This is a genomic window from Cellulomonas sp. (assembly GCF_015234515.1).
Taxonomy (GTDB): Bacteria; Actinomycetota; Actinomycetes; order Actinomycetales; family Cellulomonadaceae; genus Cellulomonas.
In genome coordinates, this window is record NZ_JADGMY010000025.1 from 67,675 (window position 1) to 85,933 (window position 18,259).

General features: G+C 71.8%; 21 protein-coding genes. 8 read left to right on the forward strand and 13 right to left on the reverse strand.

Going from position 1 to position 18,259, the window contains the following annotated elements; all coding sequences use genetic code 11:
• The first annotated feature begins 54 nt into the window (after positions 1 to 54).
• Entirely contained in the window at positions 55 to 660 is a 606-nt protein-coding gene (locus IR158_RS12515; RefSeq protein WP_291813505.1) for an ABC transporter ATP-binding protein, read from the forward strand.
• A gap of 9 nt (positions 661 to 669) precedes the next feature.
• Here IR158_RS12515 and IR158_RS12520 read toward each other — a convergent pair whose 3' ends face one another.
• Positions 670 to 1,335, reverse strand: a complete 666-nt coding sequence (locus IR158_RS12520; RefSeq protein ID WP_291813507.1) for a response regulator transcription factor — start codon at positions 1,333 to 1,335, stop codon at positions 670 to 672.
• 57 nt (positions 1,336 to 1,392) lie between these two features.
• Here IR158_RS12520 and IR158_RS12525 point away from each other — a divergent pair, with 57 nt between their 5' ends.
• The 4 genes from IR158_RS12525 to IR158_RS12540 are packed head-to-tail and all read left to right on the forward strand — an operon-like array spanning position 1,393 to position 4,812.
• Positions 1,393 to 2,526 carry a sensor histidine kinase gene (locus tag IR158_RS12525; protein ID WP_291813508.1) on the forward strand — a complete coding sequence of 378 codons (1,134 nt, stop codon included), beginning with the start codon at positions 1,393 to 1,395 and terminating at the stop codon, positions 2,524 to 2,526.
• Positions 2,523 to 3,296: an ATP-binding cassette domain-containing protein gene (locus IR158_RS12530; RefSeq protein WP_291813510.1), complete on the forward strand. Its 774-nt coding sequence runs from the start codon at positions 2,523 to 2,525 to the stop codon at positions 3,294 to 3,296. Before IR158_RS12525 ends, IR158_RS12530 begins: the two co-directional genes overlap by 4 nt.
• Positions 3,293 to 4,087, forward strand: a complete 795-nt coding sequence (locus tag IR158_RS12535) for an ABC transporter permease (RefSeq protein WP_291813512.1) — start codon at positions 3,293 to 3,295, stop codon at positions 4,085 to 4,087. Before IR158_RS12530 ends, IR158_RS12535 begins: the two co-directional genes overlap by 4 nt.
• Positions 4,084 to 4,812: a hypothetical protein gene (locus tag IR158_RS12540; protein ID WP_291813513.1), complete on the forward strand. Its 729-nt coding sequence runs from the start codon at positions 4,084 to 4,086 to the stop codon at positions 4,810 to 4,812. The genes IR158_RS12535 and IR158_RS12540 overlap by 4 nt, the downstream gene beginning before the upstream one ends.
• 24 nt (positions 4,813 to 4,836) lie before the next feature.
• On the opposite strand, the gene IR158_RS12545 is transcribed toward IR158_RS12540, so the two are convergent.
• The 8 genes from IR158_RS12545 to IR158_RS12580 all read right to left on the reverse strand — a co-directional run bounded on the left by IR158_RS12545 (position 4,837) and on the right by IR158_RS12580 (position 10,926).
• Positions 4,837 to 5,625: a hypothetical protein gene (locus IR158_RS12545; protein ID WP_291813514.1), complete on the reverse strand. Its 789-nt coding sequence runs from the start codon at positions 5,623 to 5,625 to the stop codon at positions 4,837 to 4,839.
• A gap of 171 nt (positions 5,626 to 5,796) precedes the next feature.
• Entirely contained in the window at positions 5,797 to 6,702 is a 906-nt protein-coding gene (locus IR158_RS12550; protein WP_291813516.1) for a hypothetical protein, read from the reverse strand.
• Entirely contained in the window at positions 6,699 to 7,397 is a 699-nt protein-coding gene (locus tag IR158_RS12555; RefSeq protein WP_291813518.1) for a hypothetical protein, read from the reverse strand. Before IR158_RS12555 ends, IR158_RS12550 begins: the two co-directional genes overlap by 4 nt.
• Before the next feature lie 12 nt (positions 7,398 to 7,409).
• Positions 7,410 to 7,664 carry a hypothetical protein gene (locus tag IR158_RS12560; RefSeq protein WP_291813520.1) on the reverse strand — a complete coding sequence of 85 codons (255 nt, stop codon included), beginning with the start codon at positions 7,662 to 7,664 and terminating at the stop codon, positions 7,410 to 7,412.
• Between the two features lie 383 nt (positions 7,665 to 8,047).
• Positions 8,048 to 8,884, reverse strand: coding sequence for an alpha/beta hydrolase (locus tag IR158_RS12565; RefSeq protein WP_291813522.1), 837 nt, complete (start codon positions 8,882 to 8,884; stop codon positions 8,048 to 8,050).
• A 204-nt stretch (positions 8,885 to 9,088) separates the two neighbouring features.
• The gene (locus IR158_RS12570) at positions 9,089 to 9,484 is read right to left on the reverse strand and encodes a hypothetical protein (RefSeq protein WP_291813524.1); all 396 of its coding nucleotides are present in this window, start codon (positions 9,482 to 9,484) and stop codon (positions 9,089 to 9,091) included.
• 325 nt (positions 9,485 to 9,809) lie between these two features.
• Positions 9,810 to 10,058, reverse strand: coding sequence for a hypothetical protein (locus IR158_RS12575; protein WP_291813526.1), 249 nt, complete (start codon positions 10,056 to 10,058; stop codon positions 9,810 to 9,812).
• Between the two features lie 115 nt (positions 10,059 to 10,173).
• Positions 10,174 to 10,926 carry a hypothetical protein gene (locus IR158_RS12580; protein WP_291813528.1) on the reverse strand — a complete coding sequence of 251 codons (753 nt, stop codon included), beginning with the start codon at positions 10,924 to 10,926 and terminating at the stop codon, positions 10,174 to 10,176.
• Positions 10,927 to 11,085: 159 nt separating this feature from the next.
• Here IR158_RS12580 and IR158_RS12585 point away from each other — a divergent pair, with 159 nt between their 5' ends.
• The 3 genes from IR158_RS12585 to IR158_RS12595 all read left to right on the forward strand — a co-directional run bounded on the left by IR158_RS12585 (position 11,086) and on the right by IR158_RS12595 (position 14,357).
• Positions 11,086 to 13,035: a histidine kinase gene (locus IR158_RS12585; RefSeq protein WP_291813530.1), complete on the forward strand. Its 1,950-nt coding sequence runs from the start codon at positions 11,086 to 11,088 to the stop codon at positions 13,033 to 13,035.
• Positions 13,032 to 13,691: a response regulator transcription factor gene (locus tag IR158_RS12590; RefSeq protein ID WP_291813532.1), complete on the forward strand. Its 660-nt coding sequence runs from the start codon at positions 13,032 to 13,034 to the stop codon at positions 13,689 to 13,691. Before IR158_RS12585 ends, IR158_RS12590 begins: the two co-directional genes overlap by 4 nt.
• Positions 13,692 to 14,072: 381 nt before the next feature.
• Entirely contained in the window at positions 14,073 to 14,357 is a 285-nt protein-coding gene (locus IR158_RS12595; RefSeq protein ID WP_291813534.1) for a hypothetical protein, read from the forward strand.
• A gap of 2 nt (positions 14,358 to 14,359) precedes the next feature.
• On the opposite strand, the gene IR158_RS12600 is transcribed toward IR158_RS12595, so the two are convergent.
• The 4 genes from IR158_RS12600 to IR158_RS12615 all read right to left on the reverse strand — a co-directional run bounded on the left by IR158_RS12600 (position 14,360) and on the right by IR158_RS12615 (position 18,223).
• Complete coding sequence (locus IR158_RS12600) at positions 14,360 to 15,181, reverse strand: HEAT repeat domain-containing protein (protein ID WP_291813536.1); 822 nt, start codon at positions 15,179 to 15,181, stop codon at positions 14,360 to 14,362.
• A gap of 290 nt (positions 15,182 to 15,471) precedes the next feature.
• On the reverse strand, positions 15,472 to 16,449 hold the full coding sequence (locus IR158_RS12605) for a hypothetical protein (protein ID WP_291813539.1): 978 nt from the start codon (positions 16,447 to 16,449) through the stop codon (positions 15,472 to 15,474).
• 82 nt (positions 16,450 to 16,531) lie between these two features.
• Positions 16,532 to 17,755, reverse strand: coding sequence for an RICIN domain-containing protein (locus tag IR158_RS12610; protein WP_291813541.1), 1,224 nt, complete (start codon positions 17,753 to 17,755; stop codon positions 16,532 to 16,534).
• 159 nt (positions 17,756 to 17,914) lie between these two features.
• A complete protein-coding gene (locus IR158_RS12615) occupies positions 17,915 to 18,223 on the reverse strand; it encodes a hypothetical protein (RefSeq protein WP_291813543.1) in 309 nt (102 codons plus the stop codon).
• Positions 18,224 to 18,259 lie beyond the last annotated feature (36 nt).

Below are 18,259 nucleotides of genomic sequence, written 5' to 3' on the forward strand. Positions count from 1 at the left end.
AGGAGCCGTGCCTCGAAACGCTGGATCGCCGAGCCCAGCGCGAGCGCTACCCAGGTGCGCCGCTGTGTCGACGGGGGTACTCCGTGCAGGTGCCTCGCGTCCGGGGTCCGGGCTGGCCCGCGGACCGAGGGTCAGGTCTCGACCGGTACGGGCCGCAGCCTCCTGGATCGTCGCGGCGCACGGGCTCATGACCGTGTCGACGTCAACTCCGCCCGGGTCCGGGACAACCTCGTCCTCGGCGCCCCGGGGGCGAGCACGGATCAGTGCATCGACGCGCTGCGCCAGGTCAACCTCCCGCGGGCAGGCGACGCGGCCGCGTTCCTCGCGTGCCAGGTCGGTGAGGGGGGTGAGCTGTTGAGCGGCGGTGAGCGCCAGCGGCTCGCCATCGCCCGTGCGCTGCTGGCGGACTCGCCGGTCCTGCTGCTCGACGAGGTCACGTCGAACCTGGACAGCAACAACGAGCGGATCGTCCGGGACCTCGTCGCCTCGGTCGGCGGACGGAGCATCGTGGTGATTGCGCACCGCTTGTCGACGGTGGTCGCCGCGGACGCGATCATCGTGATGGACCAGGGACGTGTGGTCGCGCAGGGCACGCACCGCGAGCTGATGGACGCGTGCCCGCTGTACCGCGAGCTGGCGGGCAACCAGCTGCTCGCGTGACCCCGCGGGTCAGCGGGTCTCGTGCAGCAGCCCCGCCTCGTGGGCGAGGACCGCGAGGTGGGTGCGGTCCTTGACGCCGAGCTTCACGAACATCCGCCGCAGGTAGGTGCGGACGGTCTCGGTGCTGAGCACGAGCTGGTCCGCGATCTCCTGGTTGCTGCACCCACGGGCCACCAGCCGGACGACGTCGAGCTCGCGCGGGGTGAGCAGCCGCCCGACGAACGCGTGCGGACGTTCGGGGCGGGGCGGGGCGAGCTGGCGCAGGAGCCGAGCCGTGACCTCCGGGGCGAGGTGGGCGTGGCCGGCGTGTGCGGTGCGCACGCCGGCCAGGACCTCCTGCGGTGAGGCGTTCTTGAGCAGGAACCCGGAGACCCCCAGGTTGAGCGCCTCGTGCACGTAGTCGTCGAGGTCGAAGGTCGTGAGCATGACCACGCGCACGCCGGGCACCTCCTGGAGGATCTCGCGCGCCGCGTCGAGACCGGTGCGACGTGGCATCTGGACGTCCAGGAGCGCCACGTCGGGCCGGAACCCCCGCACGAGCCGGACCGCCTCGTCGCCGTCGCCCGCCTCCCCCTCCAGGCGGAAGCCCGGCGTCCGGTCGAAGAGCTTGCGGTAGACGCCCCGGAAGGAGGGGTCGTCGTCGGCGACGACGACGCGAATCGGGGCCTCGGTCATGGCACGTGAGTATCGCGCTCCGCGGCGGGTCGTGCCGACTGGTCTAGTTTGCGAGGCATGCCTGACTCTGTGCTCGTGCCCCCCCGGCCGTCGGACGGGTCGTCGGCGCTGGCGCGACGGTCCGTGAACGTGGTCGCGGCGGTGGTCGTCGTGGGCGTCTTCTGGTTGCCGCCCACGCTGAACTCCGGGCCGGGCGGTCGTGCCGTGGGACTGGCGCTCGCGGTGCTCGTCGCGGTGGCGATGCTGGTCCGTGAGCGGCTCCCGGCCGTCGTCGTGGGGGGTGTGGGGGTGGTGACCCTGGGTGCCGCGGCGGCCGGGCTCACCGAGGACTTCATGCTCGCGACGGCGTGGTGCCTGTACCCGCTGGCGGTGCGCCGGGCCGCGAGTGCGCGCCGGCTGGTGATCGGGCTCGTCGCCGTGCTGCTGGTCGTCGTGGCCGTGTCGGGGGTCCCGGACGAGAGCCGGCAGGTCGCGCAGTGGGTGGTCCTGTCGGTCGCGGCACCTGGTGTGGCGTGGCTGCTCGGGACGGCCGTCGGCCGGCGGTTGGAGGCGGCGGCCGAGGCGGCGCGGGTCGCGGCGCGGCTGGAGGTCGCCCGTGAGGTGCACGACGTGGTGGGTCACGCGCTCGGTCTGCTGAGCGCGGAGGCCGGGGTGGCCCGCTCGTTGCCCGATGCGGACGAGGCCGAGCTGCGTGAGGCGTTGGCCGACATCGAGGTCCGGGCACGGGTCACCCTGGAGGAGGTCCAGGGGCTGGTCGGTGCCCTGCGGACGTCGGCGGACGCTCCCGGCCAGGGCGGGCTCGCGTCACGCCTGCAGGAGCTGGTGGCACGGACGCGTGCGGCAGGTGTGCACGTCGAGGCACGGATCGAGGTCGACGACCGGGTCGACGAGGCGACGAGCCTGGTGGTCTTCCGGATCGTCCAGGAGGCGCTGGCCAACGCGGTGCGGCATGCGCCCGGCGCCCCGTGCACGGTGGCCGTCGAGTCGGACGGGACGCACGTGCGCGTGCGGGTGCGGGACCGGGGGCCGGGCGCCGGTGCGCCGGAGCCGGGGTTCGGCCTGACGGGGATGCGCGAGCGCGCCGCCCTGGTGGGGGGCACCGTGGACTGGGCCGACCACCCCACGGGGGGCTTCGAGGTCCTGGCCCGCCTGCCCGCGTCCGCGCCGGGACAGGTGTCTACTTCCGGGTGACCCGGCGCCGGCGCGGTGTGGACAGGATCGAGGAGTCCTTCCCGCCCGTCTGTGAGGTCCACGTGATCACGATCGAGCACCTGTCCAAGCGGTACCGGCAGTCCATGGCCGTCGACGACGTGACGTTCACCGCGGTGCCCGGTCGCGTGACCGGGTTCCTCGGTCCGAACGGCGCCGGCAAGTCGACGACGCTGCGCATCCTGCTCGGCCTGACCTCCGCGACGAGCGGCACGGCGACGATCGGCGGTCGACGGTACGCCGAGCTGCGGGACCCCCTGAGGACGGTCGGGGCCATGCTGGACGGCGCGGGTGCGGTCCCGGAGCGTCGCGCGGTCGACCACCTCCGGTGGATCGCCCAGTCGAACCGGATCCCGCGGTCGCGGGTCGACGAGGTGCTCGGGCTCGTGGATCTCGAGCGAGCCCGGTCACAGCGGGTGCGCACGTTCTCGTTGGGGATGACGCAGCGTCTGGGCATCGCGGCGGCGCTGCTCGGCGACCCGCAGGTCGTGGTCCTCGACGAGCCGACGAACGGCCTGGACCCGGCGGGGATCCGGTGGATCCGCACCCTGATGCGGGAGTTCGCCGCACAGGGGCGCACCGTGCTGGTCTCGAGCCACCAGATGGCGGAGATGGCCGACACGGTCGACGACCTCGTGATCATCGACCGCGGTCGGGTCCTCGTGCACGGGACGCTCGGCGCGGTGGTCGCGGGGCACCCCTCGCTCGAGGACGCGTTCTTCGCCGCACTGGCCGCGGGCGCGGCCCGGTGAGCGCGCTCGTGGCGGTCGTGCGTTCCGAGCTGACGAAGATCACAACGCTGCGCAGCGTGTGGCTCACGCTCGGTGGCGTGCTGGTGCTCCAGGTGCTCGTGGGCGCGATGTCGGTGTCCCTGTACTCCGACGCGGTTGCCGCCATCACGCCCGACGGGATCATCGAGATCTTCGTCGGGCAGCCGCAGGACGCGGAGCAGGCGATGCTGGAGAGTCTCGTCGCGTCGTCGCTCGAGATGTGCATCTTCCTGCCGGTGGTGGCGGCCGTGATCGCCGGGCAGGAGTTCCGTGGGCGTCAGCTGCGCACGAGCTTGCTCGCGGTGCCCGCGCGCGGGCAGCTGGTCGCCGCGAAGCTCGGCGCCGCCGGCGTCTTCCTCATCCTGCCCGCGCTGCTGGTCGCCGCGGTGTCGACACTGTTCACCTACCTCGCGGTACGGCAGTGGCAGCCCGGGCTCGTCGCGAGTCAGGCCGCTTTGTCCGCACAGGCTCGGTTCGTCGGCTTCGCGGTGGCGCTGTGCCTCGTGACGTACGCGGTCACGCTCGTCACACGCAGCGTGGTGGTCGCGGTGATGGTGGCGGTGGTCCTGACCGCCGTGGCGATGTCCCAGGCGCTCGCGCCGACCCTGGACCGCTGGTTGCCGGTCAGCGCGGGACGCAACCTGCTGCTGGACCCGGTGTCCACGCCGGACCTGACGTCGGGTCCGACGCTCGCGGTCGCGGTGCTGGCGACGTGGGTCGTCGTGCTCGGGATCGTTGCGGGTGCGGCGTTCACCCGCCGGGAGGCGCCGTGAGCGCCGTGCTCGCCGCGGAGCTCACGAAGGTCCGCACCCTCCCGTCGGTGTGGGCGGTGGTGGGCGTCGCGCTCGTCGCCGACGTGGTGCTGGCGGTGCTCGCGCGCGACGACGCGCTGCGTCTGGCCGGAGCGGACGGCGGGATCCCGCTCGGCCAGGTCGGCAGTCTCATGCTCGCGCCGGTGTACGTCTTCGCAGCGCTCGGGGCGATCGCGGCGGGGACCGAGTACACCGGTGGACAGCTGCGCTCGAGCCTGCTCGCGACGCCGGACCGTCCCCGGTCGTTCCGCGCCCACCTCGCCGTGGCGGCGGGCGTGAGCGCAGCCGCCGCGCTCGTGGTCGTGACGCCGGCGTACCTCGTCCAGCACGCGGGTGCCCTTGGCGACGGCACACTCGGGCCGCGTGATGCCGTGACGGCGGTGCTCGCGCTGCTGAGCGTGTACACGCTGATGTCGGTGCTCGCGTTCGGGTTCGCGGTGCTCGCTCGTGGCGCGGTGGTGCCGCTGGTCGTGCTCGTCGTCGCGGCACTGCTCGTCGCACCGACCCTGCGCGGTGCGCTGCCCCAGGTGATCGCGCTCCTCCCGCAGGACGCGGCGTTGAGCGCCGTCGGGACGCCCGAGGGCCCCGACGCGTTGACGCGTGGGGCGGGTCTCGGGGTCCTGACGGCATGGGTCGCGGCGTGCGTCGCGGCGGCGTACGTGACGTTCGCACGACGTGATGCCTGACCTCGCAGGGCTGCACGGCCGTGGCTACTGCACCGCGCCGAGTCGGATGGCGACCGCGACGAGCGCGTCACGACCTGCTCCTCTCGGAAGGTCGAGCTTCGCGCTCACGTACCGGATGTGTGCGTCCACGGCGCGTGCGGTGAGCTGTCGCCGCCCGGAGCTCAGAACGCTCGCGATCTGCGACGACGTCGGCAAGGGGGCGCTGAGCGACCCCGCAAGGCGGGGGCGGCACAGCTCGCGCAGCACGCGGTGATACGTCGATCCCGGGTCGAGCAGCGGGCGCGCCGGCGCCTCTCGGCACACCGGCTGGTGCTTGAGGACCCGTCGGGGCTCGGGCCCGAAGATCGTGACCATGGAGCCGGATGGCGCGTTGGTCGGCCCGATCTGTGACAGCTCGAACGGGACGGGGACGCGTCGGCGGCCGGGTTCGACGAGGAAGTACTGGTACGAGTCGTCCATGTTGACGATCCGGATCGGCTGCTGGTCGGAGAGGTTGCTCACCGACCAGTAGCCGTGGCCGGCGGTGATCTCCGCCGTGAAAGCGGGTGTGTTGTCGTCCTCGATCCTCAGATTCAGGTCGCACGTGCTGCACCGGCAGACTCCCACGGACGCCGACTGCCCGGATCTCACCGTGAGCTGCCGTGCGGGCCGGCCCGCCTCGCATGGTGCCTGGATCGTGATCTGGTCTTCGTGCATGGCAAGAACGCCCCCCCTACTGTGACGCTCCGGTCGCGGGTCGCCAGCGACCGCCGCGCCTTCCATCATGCGAACTGGCTCGCATAGCAAAACACGCACCTCGGACATGAGGGACATGTTTGGCACCGCGGGAGGCCCTTGGTCGCGGTGGAGCCGTCAGGTGGCCGGGCGGACGAGTTCCACCCCCGGGCTCGCGAACGCGTGCTACGGCCAGACGCTGCGGGGCTCGGGTTCGACGGCGCGCGCCTCGGTGGCAGCGGTGGCTCGAGCACCGCGTCCGGCAGCGGCTCACCCTCGCCACTCGACAGACTGCTGTTCGGTCGCGCCTGGCCCTGGACCGGACCCATCACGGATGCCCGCGGCCGCGGCCATCAGGGAGACGAGGGTCGTGTGGTAGCTCTGCGCGAAGCGGCCGGCGGGCGTCGAGGCGGTGGACTGCCCGGGCCGCACCGGCCCAGGGACCATCCCCTCCAGGTCCTGGGCTCGGTGCAGTGAGGTCATGCCGGGAACGTCGATGCCCAGGCAGCGGCCCGCCAGCAGCAGCTCGGCCACGAGGTCGAGATTGCGTCTCAGCTCGAACACGCGCACCCAGACCGGCAGCCATGCGCGCACGTACTCGGCCATGTGGGTCGGCATCTCCTCGGGCCGTCGGCCGAAGCCGGTGACGTAGAAGACCGTGTGGGTGACGGAGTAGCCGGCGTCGTCGTCGACGACCCACGGTTCGGGCTGATGGCCGAGCCACGTGTCCCGCAGACACTCCCGCTCGTCCCACGGGCTCGGCAGGCCGACCACAGCGAGGCTTCGACCGAGCTCGATCCGCCGCCAGGGTGCAACTTCGAGCGCGACGACGGCGCGCAGGGGCATGAGGCGAGCCAGGCGTCGCTCGAGGGCCATGAGCCGCAACCCGTGCGTCGCGAACACCGAGTAGAGGGAGACGACCGGTGGCACCAGGGCGTGGTGCTCATCGACGACGCGCAGCAGCAGCTCGCCCTCCTGGGTCTCCTGCCAGCACCACTCCAGCCAGCCTGCGGAGTCGGAGCCGAGATCCGCGACATGTGCGGTGAGCGCCAGCTCACCGAGGGGCTTGAGGGCGTGCACGAAGCCGGGGCTCGCGACGTCAGGCAGGTGGAACCGGTCGAGGTTGTGGTCGACCCATCGGCGGGTACCCGCCAGCACGGCGTGCGCCGCGGTCACGCGGGCACGCCGCCGAGTGCGACATCAGCTGAGAGCGCCGCACGATCGAGCAGATGGTCGACGACGGCCAGGGACCACGCCACCGTCGGGTCGCAGCCCGCGTAGATGCGCTGGTACTCCAGCAGCGGCAGGATCAGGCCGGCATCGCGCTGGTCGACGAACGGCAGCCAGCGGAGCAGGCGCGCGCAGGTCCAGTGGTCCTGCTCGGCGGCCGCAAGCGTGGCCGCCCGAGCCACGTCGAGAGCACGAGCCTCGACGATCGAGGCCTCCACGGGTGCGAGGCGGGGAAGGGCGGCGGAGGCCCGCGCCGCCAGTGCGGCTCCGAGCTCCTCCCAGCCGAGGTCCGGCAGCGGCGCGGATGGTGGTCCGGCCTCGATCCGAGCATCGGCGAGATCGGCCCCGAGCAGTCGCGCGACGACCGCGTCGTCGGCCGCGGACCGATCCGGGGGCAGCGGCAGCTGCGGGACGAGCCGGACAGCCGCCACCACGGCGGTCCCCTGGACCGGCGTCAGGCCCACGCCGCAGAGGTGGAGGGTGGTGGCGAGCTCGGGGAGGCAGGCGCGCAGGGCAAGGAGACCTGTGGGCGACGTGTCCACCGGAAGATCCGCCGACTCGTCGTCCCGGTCGGGGTCCGTGGCGCGGAGCATGCGCACCAGGGCGTCGAGCAGCGTGTCCCTGTGCTCGGCGATCAGCACGCGGTCGTGGAGCTACTGCGCGTCGGTCACGACGAGGCTGGCGAGCTGCTCGCTCTCATCGGTGAGCCAGCTGACCCACTTCAGGTCGAACCGCACGATCGGCCCGTTCGGCCCGCTCGCGACACCACCCGGATTGAACACGACGCGAGAGTCTCGACGGGTGAGAAGTCCCGACAGCTCGTCCCAGTCCTTCGGGTCCAGCGCAGAGGAGACCACCTCCAACGTCAGTCTCGCTTCCTCGGCCTCCTCGGGCGCGTGCAGCGTCACGGCGAAGTCGGACTCACCTGTCGCCGGCGCCCGGCGACTCACAGCTCGGAGCATCGCGAACCCCCTCAGTCCCCACGTCCACGTAGCGGAACGCTGCGCGGTTCGCGTCTGGAGCAGATACCGCTGGCGTTTTCAGGGTAGGACCGTCGTCGGTCGTCCCACAATGGTGTTGTCGTCCAGAAGGCCGGACGCGGGGGCCCGCCGAGAGAATGCCCTTTTCACGGGCGCGGTGTTCCGCTGCGACGATGCCTTTTCACCCGATGCCCGCGCGGAGGGACGACGTGGAGGCCTGGCAGCCCACGGCAACCTATCGGCGACGGGTTCCCATCGAGGCGGCGACGTCTGCGCCGCATCGTCACGCGTCGCAGCCTGAGACCCGGACCTCAGCCGGGGTCGTCGAGAAACGCGAGGATCACCTCGGCGAGCCGCTCGGGCTGGTCCTCGGGGACGAGGGTCGAGGAGTCGGCGATCTCGACCAGACGTCCGGCTGGGTAGAGGGCCGCGAGCCGGGGCCCGTGCGCGCGAGGCATCAGCGGGTCGTCCTGCGCCCACACCACCAGGACGGGACCCGTGAAGTCGGCGAGCCGCTCGGACCAGGCCAGGAGCGTCGCGCGATCCGGTGCCGAGGACGCGAACGCCGCGAAGTCGCGCCGGATCGCCCGGGACCTCCTCGCGGGCGCGATCCAGTCGTCGAAGACCTCGTCCGGGATGCCGCGCAGGCTCATGGCGCCGTAGGCGCGACGGCTGCGCCGGAACCAACGGGTGCGCATCAGCTGCACGACCAGCCAGATCCCGCCCGGCACCCGGGCGGCCGCCGCCAGGGCCTTCGCCGGTTCGGGCGGGAAGTTGTCGAACGCCTCGCACGCCACCAGCACCATCCGTCCGACGCGTTGCGCGCGGCCCTCGGAGACCATGAACTGGCCACCGCCCCAGTCGTTGAGCACGAGCGTCACGTCCGTGAGGTCCAGCCGCTCGAGGAACTCACCGAGCAGCAGCGCCACGCCGCGGTGGGACAGGTCCGCGCCCGGGTGCATCGGCTGCCGGTGGCCGCCGAGCGGGAGGGTCGGCAGGATGCACCGGTACCCGGTGAGCAGCGGCACGACCTTGCGCCACTGCGTCTCGTTCATGGGGACGCCGTGCGCGAGGACGAGGACGGGACCGTCGCCGCCCGTGTCCTCGTAGTCAATGCGGCCGGCGCTCAGCTCGATGTGACGGCGCATGGCTCACGCTGACACGTCCCGGCGCAGGAAGTCGACGGTCGCGACGACACAGATCGCCACGGACATGCAGGAAGCCACCGCACTCGTGCACCGGCTCATCTGGCTTGTCCGAAGAGCGACGCCATGACCTGCGATCGGACAAGCAGGTGAGACGGCGTTCGTCTCAGCAAGTTGTCCGGATCTCATGTACTTGCTCCGTGGGATTTACATCAGCCTCGGCAGCCCGTACATGAATGCGACGGTGGCGAGAGTGGTCGAGAGCACCGGGTGCGCCGTGACGATCCAGAACGCTTCGGGCCACCGACGGCGGGCGTCCTTCAACCGGTTGATCGGCAGGTTGACCCGCACCGTAGGGACAGCGAGTGGTGCCCAGCGTGCGCGCATGGCTGTGTCGCTGGCGGTGCTCGTGTCCCGCACTCGGAGGAGCACGCCTCCCGTCGTACCTATGAGGAGGTGGTGGTCGACGGCGATGTCAGTGCCCCGGCTGCCCTGGTCGCGGAAGGGCACTGTCTGGACGAGCTCGATGCGGGAGATCCGCGATCGTTCGATGCGCCGCTGATGACCGGCCCGGCTCCTCCACTGGACAGCCTCGGACGTCACGACCGCTCGCTTCCAGCTGGTCCGCAGTGCTCGCGGGTAGCGGGTGCGAGCCGCGTCCGGCCGCACGCCGAGCAGGAAGTCCACAACGATGCGCCGGGCCCCGGGACGAGAAGGTCGCGACGATGTGCCTGCGGGGTCGAGTCGGGCCACTTCCACGCATCGGCCTCGACAGGCGCCAACTTCATCGTTCCGCGACGCTCGGCCGAAGGCCTGAGCTGCGCGGTCGCGACGTCGTCTGGAGGAACTCAGCGGAGTTGTCCCGAGTCCTCAACAGTTCGATCCCCGTGCCCCCGACCGTACGCCGTGCGTCGGCGTCCACCTGTCATCAAGCGGTGGGTCGGGTACGCCCGGCATGCTGCTGGAGCCACCAGTCGATGGAGACGCTCCTCGCCTCCAGTCGACCGAGCCGGTCGACGGCGTGATCGATCACCTCTTGGGGGAGCCGGACGGCGTGATCGTGAACGTCATGCTCGAGCCCTTCCGGCCAGATGTAGGTGCCGTCCGTGTACTCGACGGCTCCGTTCTCGACGCCACAGATGCGGCACGGCGACTTGCCCATCTGCGGCCGCAGCATTGTGCCGGTCGTCAGGTAGAACCACAGCTGGTGCCGCTCGTCGTGGTCCCAGTTCTCGTCGACCAGGTCGTGGGGGTCGGGATGCTCGGGATGCCGCTCGTTGCGCCAGTAGCCGTCACGGCAGGGCGAGGGTCATACCGCCGACGAGGACGTAGCCCGCCACGCACGCGAGGATCACGCACAGCGCGCGCCAGCCCTCGCGGCCGGTCTGGCAGAGCCGGCATCCCAGGGCGAACGACAGCCCGAGCAGCACGAAGCCGACGACGTCGTCCTCGCGGGCGCTCTCGAACACACCGCCGGCGGAACGCCACACCACGGCCGTCAGTGCTGCGCCGATCCCGACGATGCCCCCCACAGCGAGCAGCAGGCGCGCGTGGGCGGGGGGTGCGGACCCGTCGGCGAGGCCGCCACGTGCCACGGCCCGGCCGTCGGGAGCCACCACTACGAACGTCACGGCGGTGAGCGCCAGCCAGACTCCCGCGGTGATCAGCCCGTCGGCCGCAGCGTGCCCTTGGAGATGGCCTGAGACCGGAACGGCCAGTCCGACCGCGGCGAGCGAGCCGGCGATCCAGGCCGCCATGCCCGACCGGTGCGCGGGGCGAGTGACGAGCACGACGGACGCCGCGGCGATCGCCACCATCAGGACTGCGGAGGCGCTGTCGGCGAGCCGGTGCAGCTCGGCCGTGCGGTCCCAGCCGTGGTCGGCGGTGTCCTGGAAGGCGACCCACGGTGTCAGGATCGAACGCCAGGTACCGAAGAGGACGAGCAAGGTCAGCGCCCAGAGCATCAGGAGGGCGCGGTAGAGGATCTCGCGGCCGGGTCCGCGACGCTTGTGCGTCTTGGCAGCCGTCGGTGCGGTCGAGGTCACGGGAGTGCCTTCCTCCGGAGGTGCTGAACGGCCTCAGGCTGTCGCGCCCCTGCGCAGGGCAAGAAGGTGCACAGCGCCCGGCTATGCGGGCGGATCTGCCCGTGCAAGCGGGCGCGGTGGCCCTATCCCACCGGTCCGGGCGGGTTCCATACTGGGCAGGTGAGCGCCGAGCGGATCGCTTCCGGTTGCCTCTCCGTCGTCGCGGTGATCTGCGCAGCCGTCGCCGGCTTCGCCGAGGCGTCCGCTGAGGTCGCGTCCAGCACGCCCGCCCTCGAAGCGGTCCCGGTGGTCCTCCTCGCCGTCTCCGCCCTGAGCTGGGCGCTGGTCGGTGCCGTGATCGCCTGGCACCGACCCCGCAACGTGCTGGGCTGGATGCTGCTCACCACGGGCGTGATCACGCAGGCAGGCGTGGCGCACGACGCGCTCGGGCGCGCGGGGACCGACCTCGACGAGGTCACCGGCGTCGCGTTGTCCTTCGCCGCCGGGCTCATGCTGTACCTCACGATCGGCCTGCTCGCGCTGCTGTACCCGTCGGGCCGGATCCGAGGGCGGTCCGGCCTGGTCGCCGGCGGCATCGTCGTGGCCGGTGCGGTCGCGCAGCAGGCCCAGTGGCTGTGGGCGCAGTACCACCCCAGGTCGACGTGGGCGTTCGGTGACGCCTCCGACGTCGCCCCGGCATGGGTCCTGCTGCTGCCGGCGGGCATCTACTTCGGCGGAGTCGTTCTCGGCTGGGTGCTGTGCGTGGTCCGGCTGACTCGCGCTGCGTACCCCGAGCGCCAACAGCTGGCCTGGTTGCTCCTGTCGGTGGCGTTTCTTCTCGCCACGATGTTCCTGGGTGAGTCGACCGTCGCGCTCTGGCTCCAGTCGATCGCCGTTCCGCTCCTGCCCGCCGCGATCGCGGTCGGGGTGCTGCGGTACCGCTTGCTGGGCATCGAGACCGCACTCCCGCGGACCGTCACGTACGTCGTCCTGACGGTCTTCGCAACCGCGGTCTACCTGGCGGCGACGGCGTGGGCCGGCGCACAGCTGACAGGCGCCGTGGTTCCCGCGGTGATCGCGACGGCCGTCCTGTCCGTCGGGCTCCTGCCGCTCCGCGAGAGGGTCGAGCGGATCGTCGGCCGATTCCTGTACGGGACCCGCACCGACCCGGCGGGTGCCGTGGCCGACCTCGGCAGGACCGTGGCCGATGCCGACGCGTCCCGGCTGCTGGAAGAGTCCCTCGGCCGGGTCGCGGCCACTTTTCGGGCGCGTGGAGCGGTGCTGTTCGGGCCCGACTCGACAGAGCGCGCTCGCGTCGGCGCCGTCGAGCCGGTGAGCATGCGTGCCCCGCTCGTTGTCGCCGGATCGCACGTCGGCGAGATCGGCCTCGTCCCGCGCAGGCCCGGCGAGCCTTTCTCCCGGCGGGATGCCGATCTGTTCGGGGCCGTCGCCCCACAGCTCGCGCTCCTGTCACAGGCGGTCGGGCTCGCCGACCTGCTCCAGACGCAACGGGACGCCGTGCTGGCGGCGACGGCCGGGGAGCGGGACCGGATCCGACGCGATCTGCACGACGAGCTCGGACCGTCGCTGACCGGCATCGGCCTCGGCCTGCGCGGGGCCGCGGACGCACTCGATGCGGAGCAGGTCGAGCGAGCGCGTGACATCACGGCGGTGCTCGCGCACGAGGTCGAACGCGCGGTGCTCGAGGTGCGCCGAGTGCTCGACGACCTGCGGCCCGCCGACCTCGTCGTGGGAGACCTCGAGGCGGCGTTGCGACGACGTGCACGGACGGCACCCTCGACCGTCCCCGTGCACGTCTCCGTCTGCGCCCTGCCGCCCCTGAGCGCTGACGTCGAGGACGCCGTGTACCGGGTGGTGTCCGAGGCGATGACGAACGCGTTGCGTCATGCGGATGCGGACGGCATCGCGGTGGACGTGGGCGTGCAGGCCGACGAGGTGGTCGCCAAGGTCGTCGACGACGGCCGGCGAGGAGTAGCTCCGGCCGAGACCGGGATCGGGGTTGCGTCGATGCGCGAGCGGGCTCGCGCAGTCGGGGGGCACATCGACATCGACACGGACGGTGCGGGTACCACCGTGACGCTGCGGATCCCGGTCGGAAGTCGCGCGTGACGCCGGCACCGGGCGAGGTGGTGCGGGTGGTGATCGCCGACGACCACCCGATGTTCCGGTACGGGCTGAGCGCGGCGCTCGACGACGTCGAGCGCGTCGTCATCGTCGGCGAGGCCACCGACGGCGACCACCTGCTCCGCCTGGTCCGCGCGCACGATCCGGACGTCGTGCTCACCGACCTGGCGATGCCCACCCTCGACGGGGTCACCGCTGTGGACCGACTCGTGGCCGCGGGCGACCGCCCCGCCTGCATCGTGCTGACGATGAGCGAGCAGGACGACTCCGTTCTCGGGGCCCTGCGCGCAGGAGCGCGGGGCTACCTGCTCAAGGGTGCCGACCGCGACGAGATCGTTCGAGCGATCGAGACGGTCGCCGCCGGAGGAACCGTTTTCGGCGACAGGGTCGGGCGTCGTGTCACCGAGCTCGCGGCACGACGCGACCAGCAGGCGCCGCGCCCGTTCCCCGAGCTGACGACCCGTGAGACGGAGATCCTCGGACTGGTCGCGACCGGTCTGGACAACCGCAGCATCGGCGAGAGCCTGCACCTCGCGGAGAAGACCGTCCGCAACAACGTCGCCAGCATCCTCACCAAGCTGCACCTGCGAGACCGGGCCGCGGCCGTGGCGACGGCCCGCGATCACGGCCTGGGCGCGTGATCGCGACTCGAACCGGCAGCGTGTGCAGGAGCGATGCGAGCCCGACGGAGGGTTCCGTATCGCCGACACCGCCCCCACGCCTTGGCCGCCTCGCCGAGAGCCCGACCGAGTACCTTCGAGCTCGCCCTGAGCGCTCTGGGGATGCAGGTCGACGAGGTCCTGCACGTGGGGGACTCGGCGTCTGCCGACGGCGGCGCCGGTGCGCTCGGGATCGACACGGCGTGGATCAACCGCGAGGGCCGGCAAGCGCCAACCGGCTGCAAACCGGCTTTCACGGCGAGTTCCCTCCACGGCCTGTGGTCGCAGCTGCGCCTCTCGTAGGCGACGTGCGCCCGCATCGGTGTCGACCAGAACAGACCCGGGTGGTTCGATGATCGGACCATGCCCGCGGATCGCGATGTGCCACCTACGCGCCATCAGCTCTGGCTCGTCCGGCACACGGTGGCCTACCGTGCCGCCGTCACAGCAGTCGCCGTCGCCGGCGTCATCGCGGCCATCTGGATGACGATCGGTGATGGGCTCGGCTACTGGTGGTTGATCGCGCTCAGCCTCGTGCTCAACGCCTGGGTGGGTTGGCGCAACACGGGTGAGCTCGGGCGGTTCATCGCCCAGTACGACCGCACCCACCCTCCCGCCGTTGGGAACGGCGTCCCGACCCAGGACTGACGTCAGGAGAGATCGGGGACATGGGAGTCCTCGCGGCGCCGTCGCGGCGGCTTCAGAGCCCTCCTGGCCGCCGTGCTCACCTTCGCGCCCGTCGGAGTCGTCGCGTGGTCGTCGGTCAGTAGGGTCAGCACCTGCTCGACGCGTGCGTCCTCGATCGTCCCGAGCGCCCTGGCCTGACCGAGAGCTCTCGCCGCCCAGAAGCGGATCTCCGGGTCCTCGCACGCGGTGGCGTCGAGGAGTCGGTCGTGGGTGTCCGGGCCGCACCTCGCCAGCGCCTCAGCGAGGTAGTGGAGGCGACGGTGGCGGCGGGCGTGGAGGGCCGAGAACAGCCCCTCGACCGCCTCGGCGGTCCGGAGCTCGGTCAGCGCCTCGGCGGCTGTCTGCCGGACGTACTCCTCCGGGTCGTCCAGGCACGCGACCAGGGTGTGGACCGCGGTCGTGGCGCCGATCTCACCGAGGGCGCGGCAGACGTCACCGCGAAGCCACCCGAGCGGGTGGTCGAGGAGGGGGATCAGCAGCGGCTCGGCCGCTCGGATGCCCAACCGTCCGCAGGCCACCGCCGCCCAGTACTCGCTGCCGTGGTCCCGGTCGGTCAGAGCCGCCAGCAAGGGCCCGGACAGTTCCTCGTCACCGAACTCCCCCACGCAGGTGACCGCCCACCCGAGGATCTCGGCGTCGAAGTCGCGGTAGTGCGTCACCATCTCCCGCAGCATCTCGCGTGCCTCGTCGTCGCCGTAGCCGACGAGTGTGATGAGCGCGCGGACGGCCTCGACGCGCACCTCCCGGTCCGGGTCGGTCAGCCGGGAGCGGGGGACGATGAGCACCGCGGGAGGCTATCCGTGGTTGGTGGAGGCGCAAAGATGATTCGACGTCGACGAGGCCGCACGGTGTCAGCGGAGCCGTCGGGGGATCCGCCGCGTACGCGGCGGGCGAGGGCACGCCGAGCTCGTCGAGATCGTCCGCCGGGCCTCGCCGCCGATCAGGTACGCCCCGGAGGGACGAGGCTCGAACGGCCCGGGTGCGTCGGCCACGGGGACCTCGTCGTCGGACCCACCGGTCGCGTGGTCCGGCACCGGCTCCTCAGTATCAGCGAGCCACGACGCGGACAGGGGTGTCATGTCACGAGCGCGCGGCACTCCTCCCGGTCCCGGGGGAGGCCGCAGTCCTCGAGGACCCGGCGCGCCTCGTCGTCCCCGGACGACCAGACACGGTCGGTCTCGACGAGGGCCTCGAGCAGGGCCCGCTGGGAGTCGCTCAGGGGGTGGTCCGGGCCGTGCGGCTCCGGGAAGGCGAAGCGGGTCACGGCGCCCCAGCCGTCCACCACGACGTAGGAGTTGTTCCTGACGAAGTCGCACGCCGCCGGGGCGATCTCCTCGGAGCTCGGGCGGAACCGGAGCGCCGCGAGCACGAGCCGGGCGGTGGGGAGGCGCTCGACCGGTGGGCCGCCCAGCAGGTCGAGGATCACCTGCCGGGCTTGCGGGTCGTCCTGGTGGACGAGCGCGGCCCGAGCCCGGGCGACGGGGTCCGGGTCGTCGAGGAGGTCACGCACGTCCGCACCGAGATCCGCGAGGATGTCGACGAACTCCTGCCGGGGCTCGGTGCTGCGGTCCATCGCCGTGCGGACGAGGGCGGCGGCCTCCTCGCGCCGGTCCGCGAGGGGCGGCAGGAGGGCGATCGCCCCGAGCAGCCTCGCGTACAGGTAGGCGTCGTCGGGTAAGGAGGTCTCCACCAGCGTCCTGACCGCCGGGTACCCCTCCACCAGGGCGTCGACCACGAGCGGGAGCATCCGCGCCTGGGAGCCCTGCTGGATCCAGTCGTCCATGCACCACGCGGTGCTCTCGAGGAACCCCACGATCCCCTCGACGGTGTCCGGGTGCGCCCGTCCCTCCGCCAGCAGCGTCGTCACCACCCGGATGGCCGGCGGGCCGGCGCTGAGCACCGCCCCCTGGTGGAGGATCGAGCTCCAGAGATGCCCCACGGCCGCCTCGCGGGCGGCCTCGCTGGGACTGTGCTCGAGGGCGTGGAGGTGGCCCGGGGTGTCGGTCGCCGGACCGTGCGAGTGCTCCAGGACCGACCAGTCGACGTGCTGCATGACCGGGCAACCTAGCAGCGGCGGCGCCCGGCATGGGCGGGTACCGGGGCGCAGATCGCCCGGGACTCGGTGACGCGCAGGCTCAGCCCACCTTGAGCAGCTGCCACTGCTGGTTGGTGCCGTTCCAGTCGGAGTACTGGACGATGTTCCCACCGTCGCTGGTGGCGGCGCCCTGCACCTCGACGGCCTTGCCGCTGTTCCGGTTGATCAGCTGGACGTACCCGTCGATCGTCTGGATGCTGAACTGCTGGTTGTTGCCGCCGTGGGGGCCGTACTGCTGGATCGCCGCGCCGTCGGCGGTCGAGTTCCCGCTGACGTCGAGGACCTTGCCCGACAGCCGCGACTTCAGCTGGTAGTAGCCGTTGCCCGTGCTGACGAACTGCCACTGCTGCTGGTTGCCGCCGTTGCGGGACCACTGGGTGATGCGCGCGCCGTCCGCGGTGGACAGGTTGTACACGTCGATGGCCTTGCCGCTGTTGCGGTTGACGAGCGTGTACCAGGCCGAGGTGTCCACCGGGCCGGGGTTGGAGGTCGGGCTGGGCGTCGGGGTAGGGGTCGGCGTGGGAGTGGGAGTGGGGGTCGTGCCCCCGGACGGGTTGCCGATGCTCCCCGGCACGGCGCGCAGTGCGGCGTACCAGACGGCCGCCATCTTGTCGTAGCCGCTCGCGTTGGGGTGCACGCCGTCGGGCAGGTCGGAGAGGCTGACCGCCCGGTACATGTCGACGAGGTGCACGCGCTTGCCGGCCGCGGCCCTGCTCGACACGATGCCGGGGATGGCGGAGTTGTAGGCCCGCACCTGCGAGTCCGCGTACGAGACCGGGATGAGGGTCGCGACGAAGACGTCGGTCTGCGGCGACGTGCTGGTGATCTTGTCGATGACCCCCGCGAGCCGGTTCGGTGCGTTCGCCAGGTCGCGGTTCTGGCTGATGTCGTTGGTGCCGATGTGCAGCAGCACGCTGCGCGGCTGGTACGTGCGCACCCAGTTGACGACGTTGGCGTCGATCTGGTCGATCCTCCAGCCGGAGTGCCCCTCGTGGTCGTGGTCCCACAGGCTCGACGGCCCGTTGAAGCCCGACCCGACGAAGTCCGTGGTGTAGCCGCCCTGGGCGAGGCGCTGCCAGAGGCCGACGCGGTAGCCGCCGCCTCCGGACATGCCGATGCCCTCCGTGATCGAGTCGCCCAGGGGCATCACGCGGGTGCCCCCGTTGCTCTCGGCGGAGGCAGGCGCGGACTGGGTCGCGACCCCTCCGGCCAGTGCGACGCAGAGCGTGACGGCGAGCAGCAGCGGTCGGGCCATTCGGTGCATGTCGTCTGCCTCCTGGAGCTGGCCGCGCGGCGCGACTCCACGTCGTTGTGAACGTTCACGCGACTCGTTCGGCCAACTCTGGCACGGGGTCGTGGGGCGTGCGATCGACACAAACGATGAGGTGCGGGGTGGGGCGGCACTGTGGACGCGCGGGGTCCGTCACATGTCGGAGCGGAAGCAGAGGAGGTGCCATGACGCCTCGGCAAGGGCGTCGATGTTGTCGCCACGAAGCAACCCGCCATCGACGCGCGAGCTCGGGAAGGGCACGGAGAGCACCGCGAGGATGAGATCGCGCACGTCACCGACCGAGCGGGCGTCGGCGAGCCGACCCGCGAGCATGAGCGCTTCCTTGTCCCAGTAGGAGTCGTCGTAGTTGCTCTCGGTCAACCACGGCTCCAGCGGGTCGTACCTGACGAACAGCTTGGCGAGCTGTTCGGCCAGGCCGTCCGACGCGTCGGGTGTGCTCATCGGGTCAGCCTGTCGCCTGCGACGCGAACGAGGCTA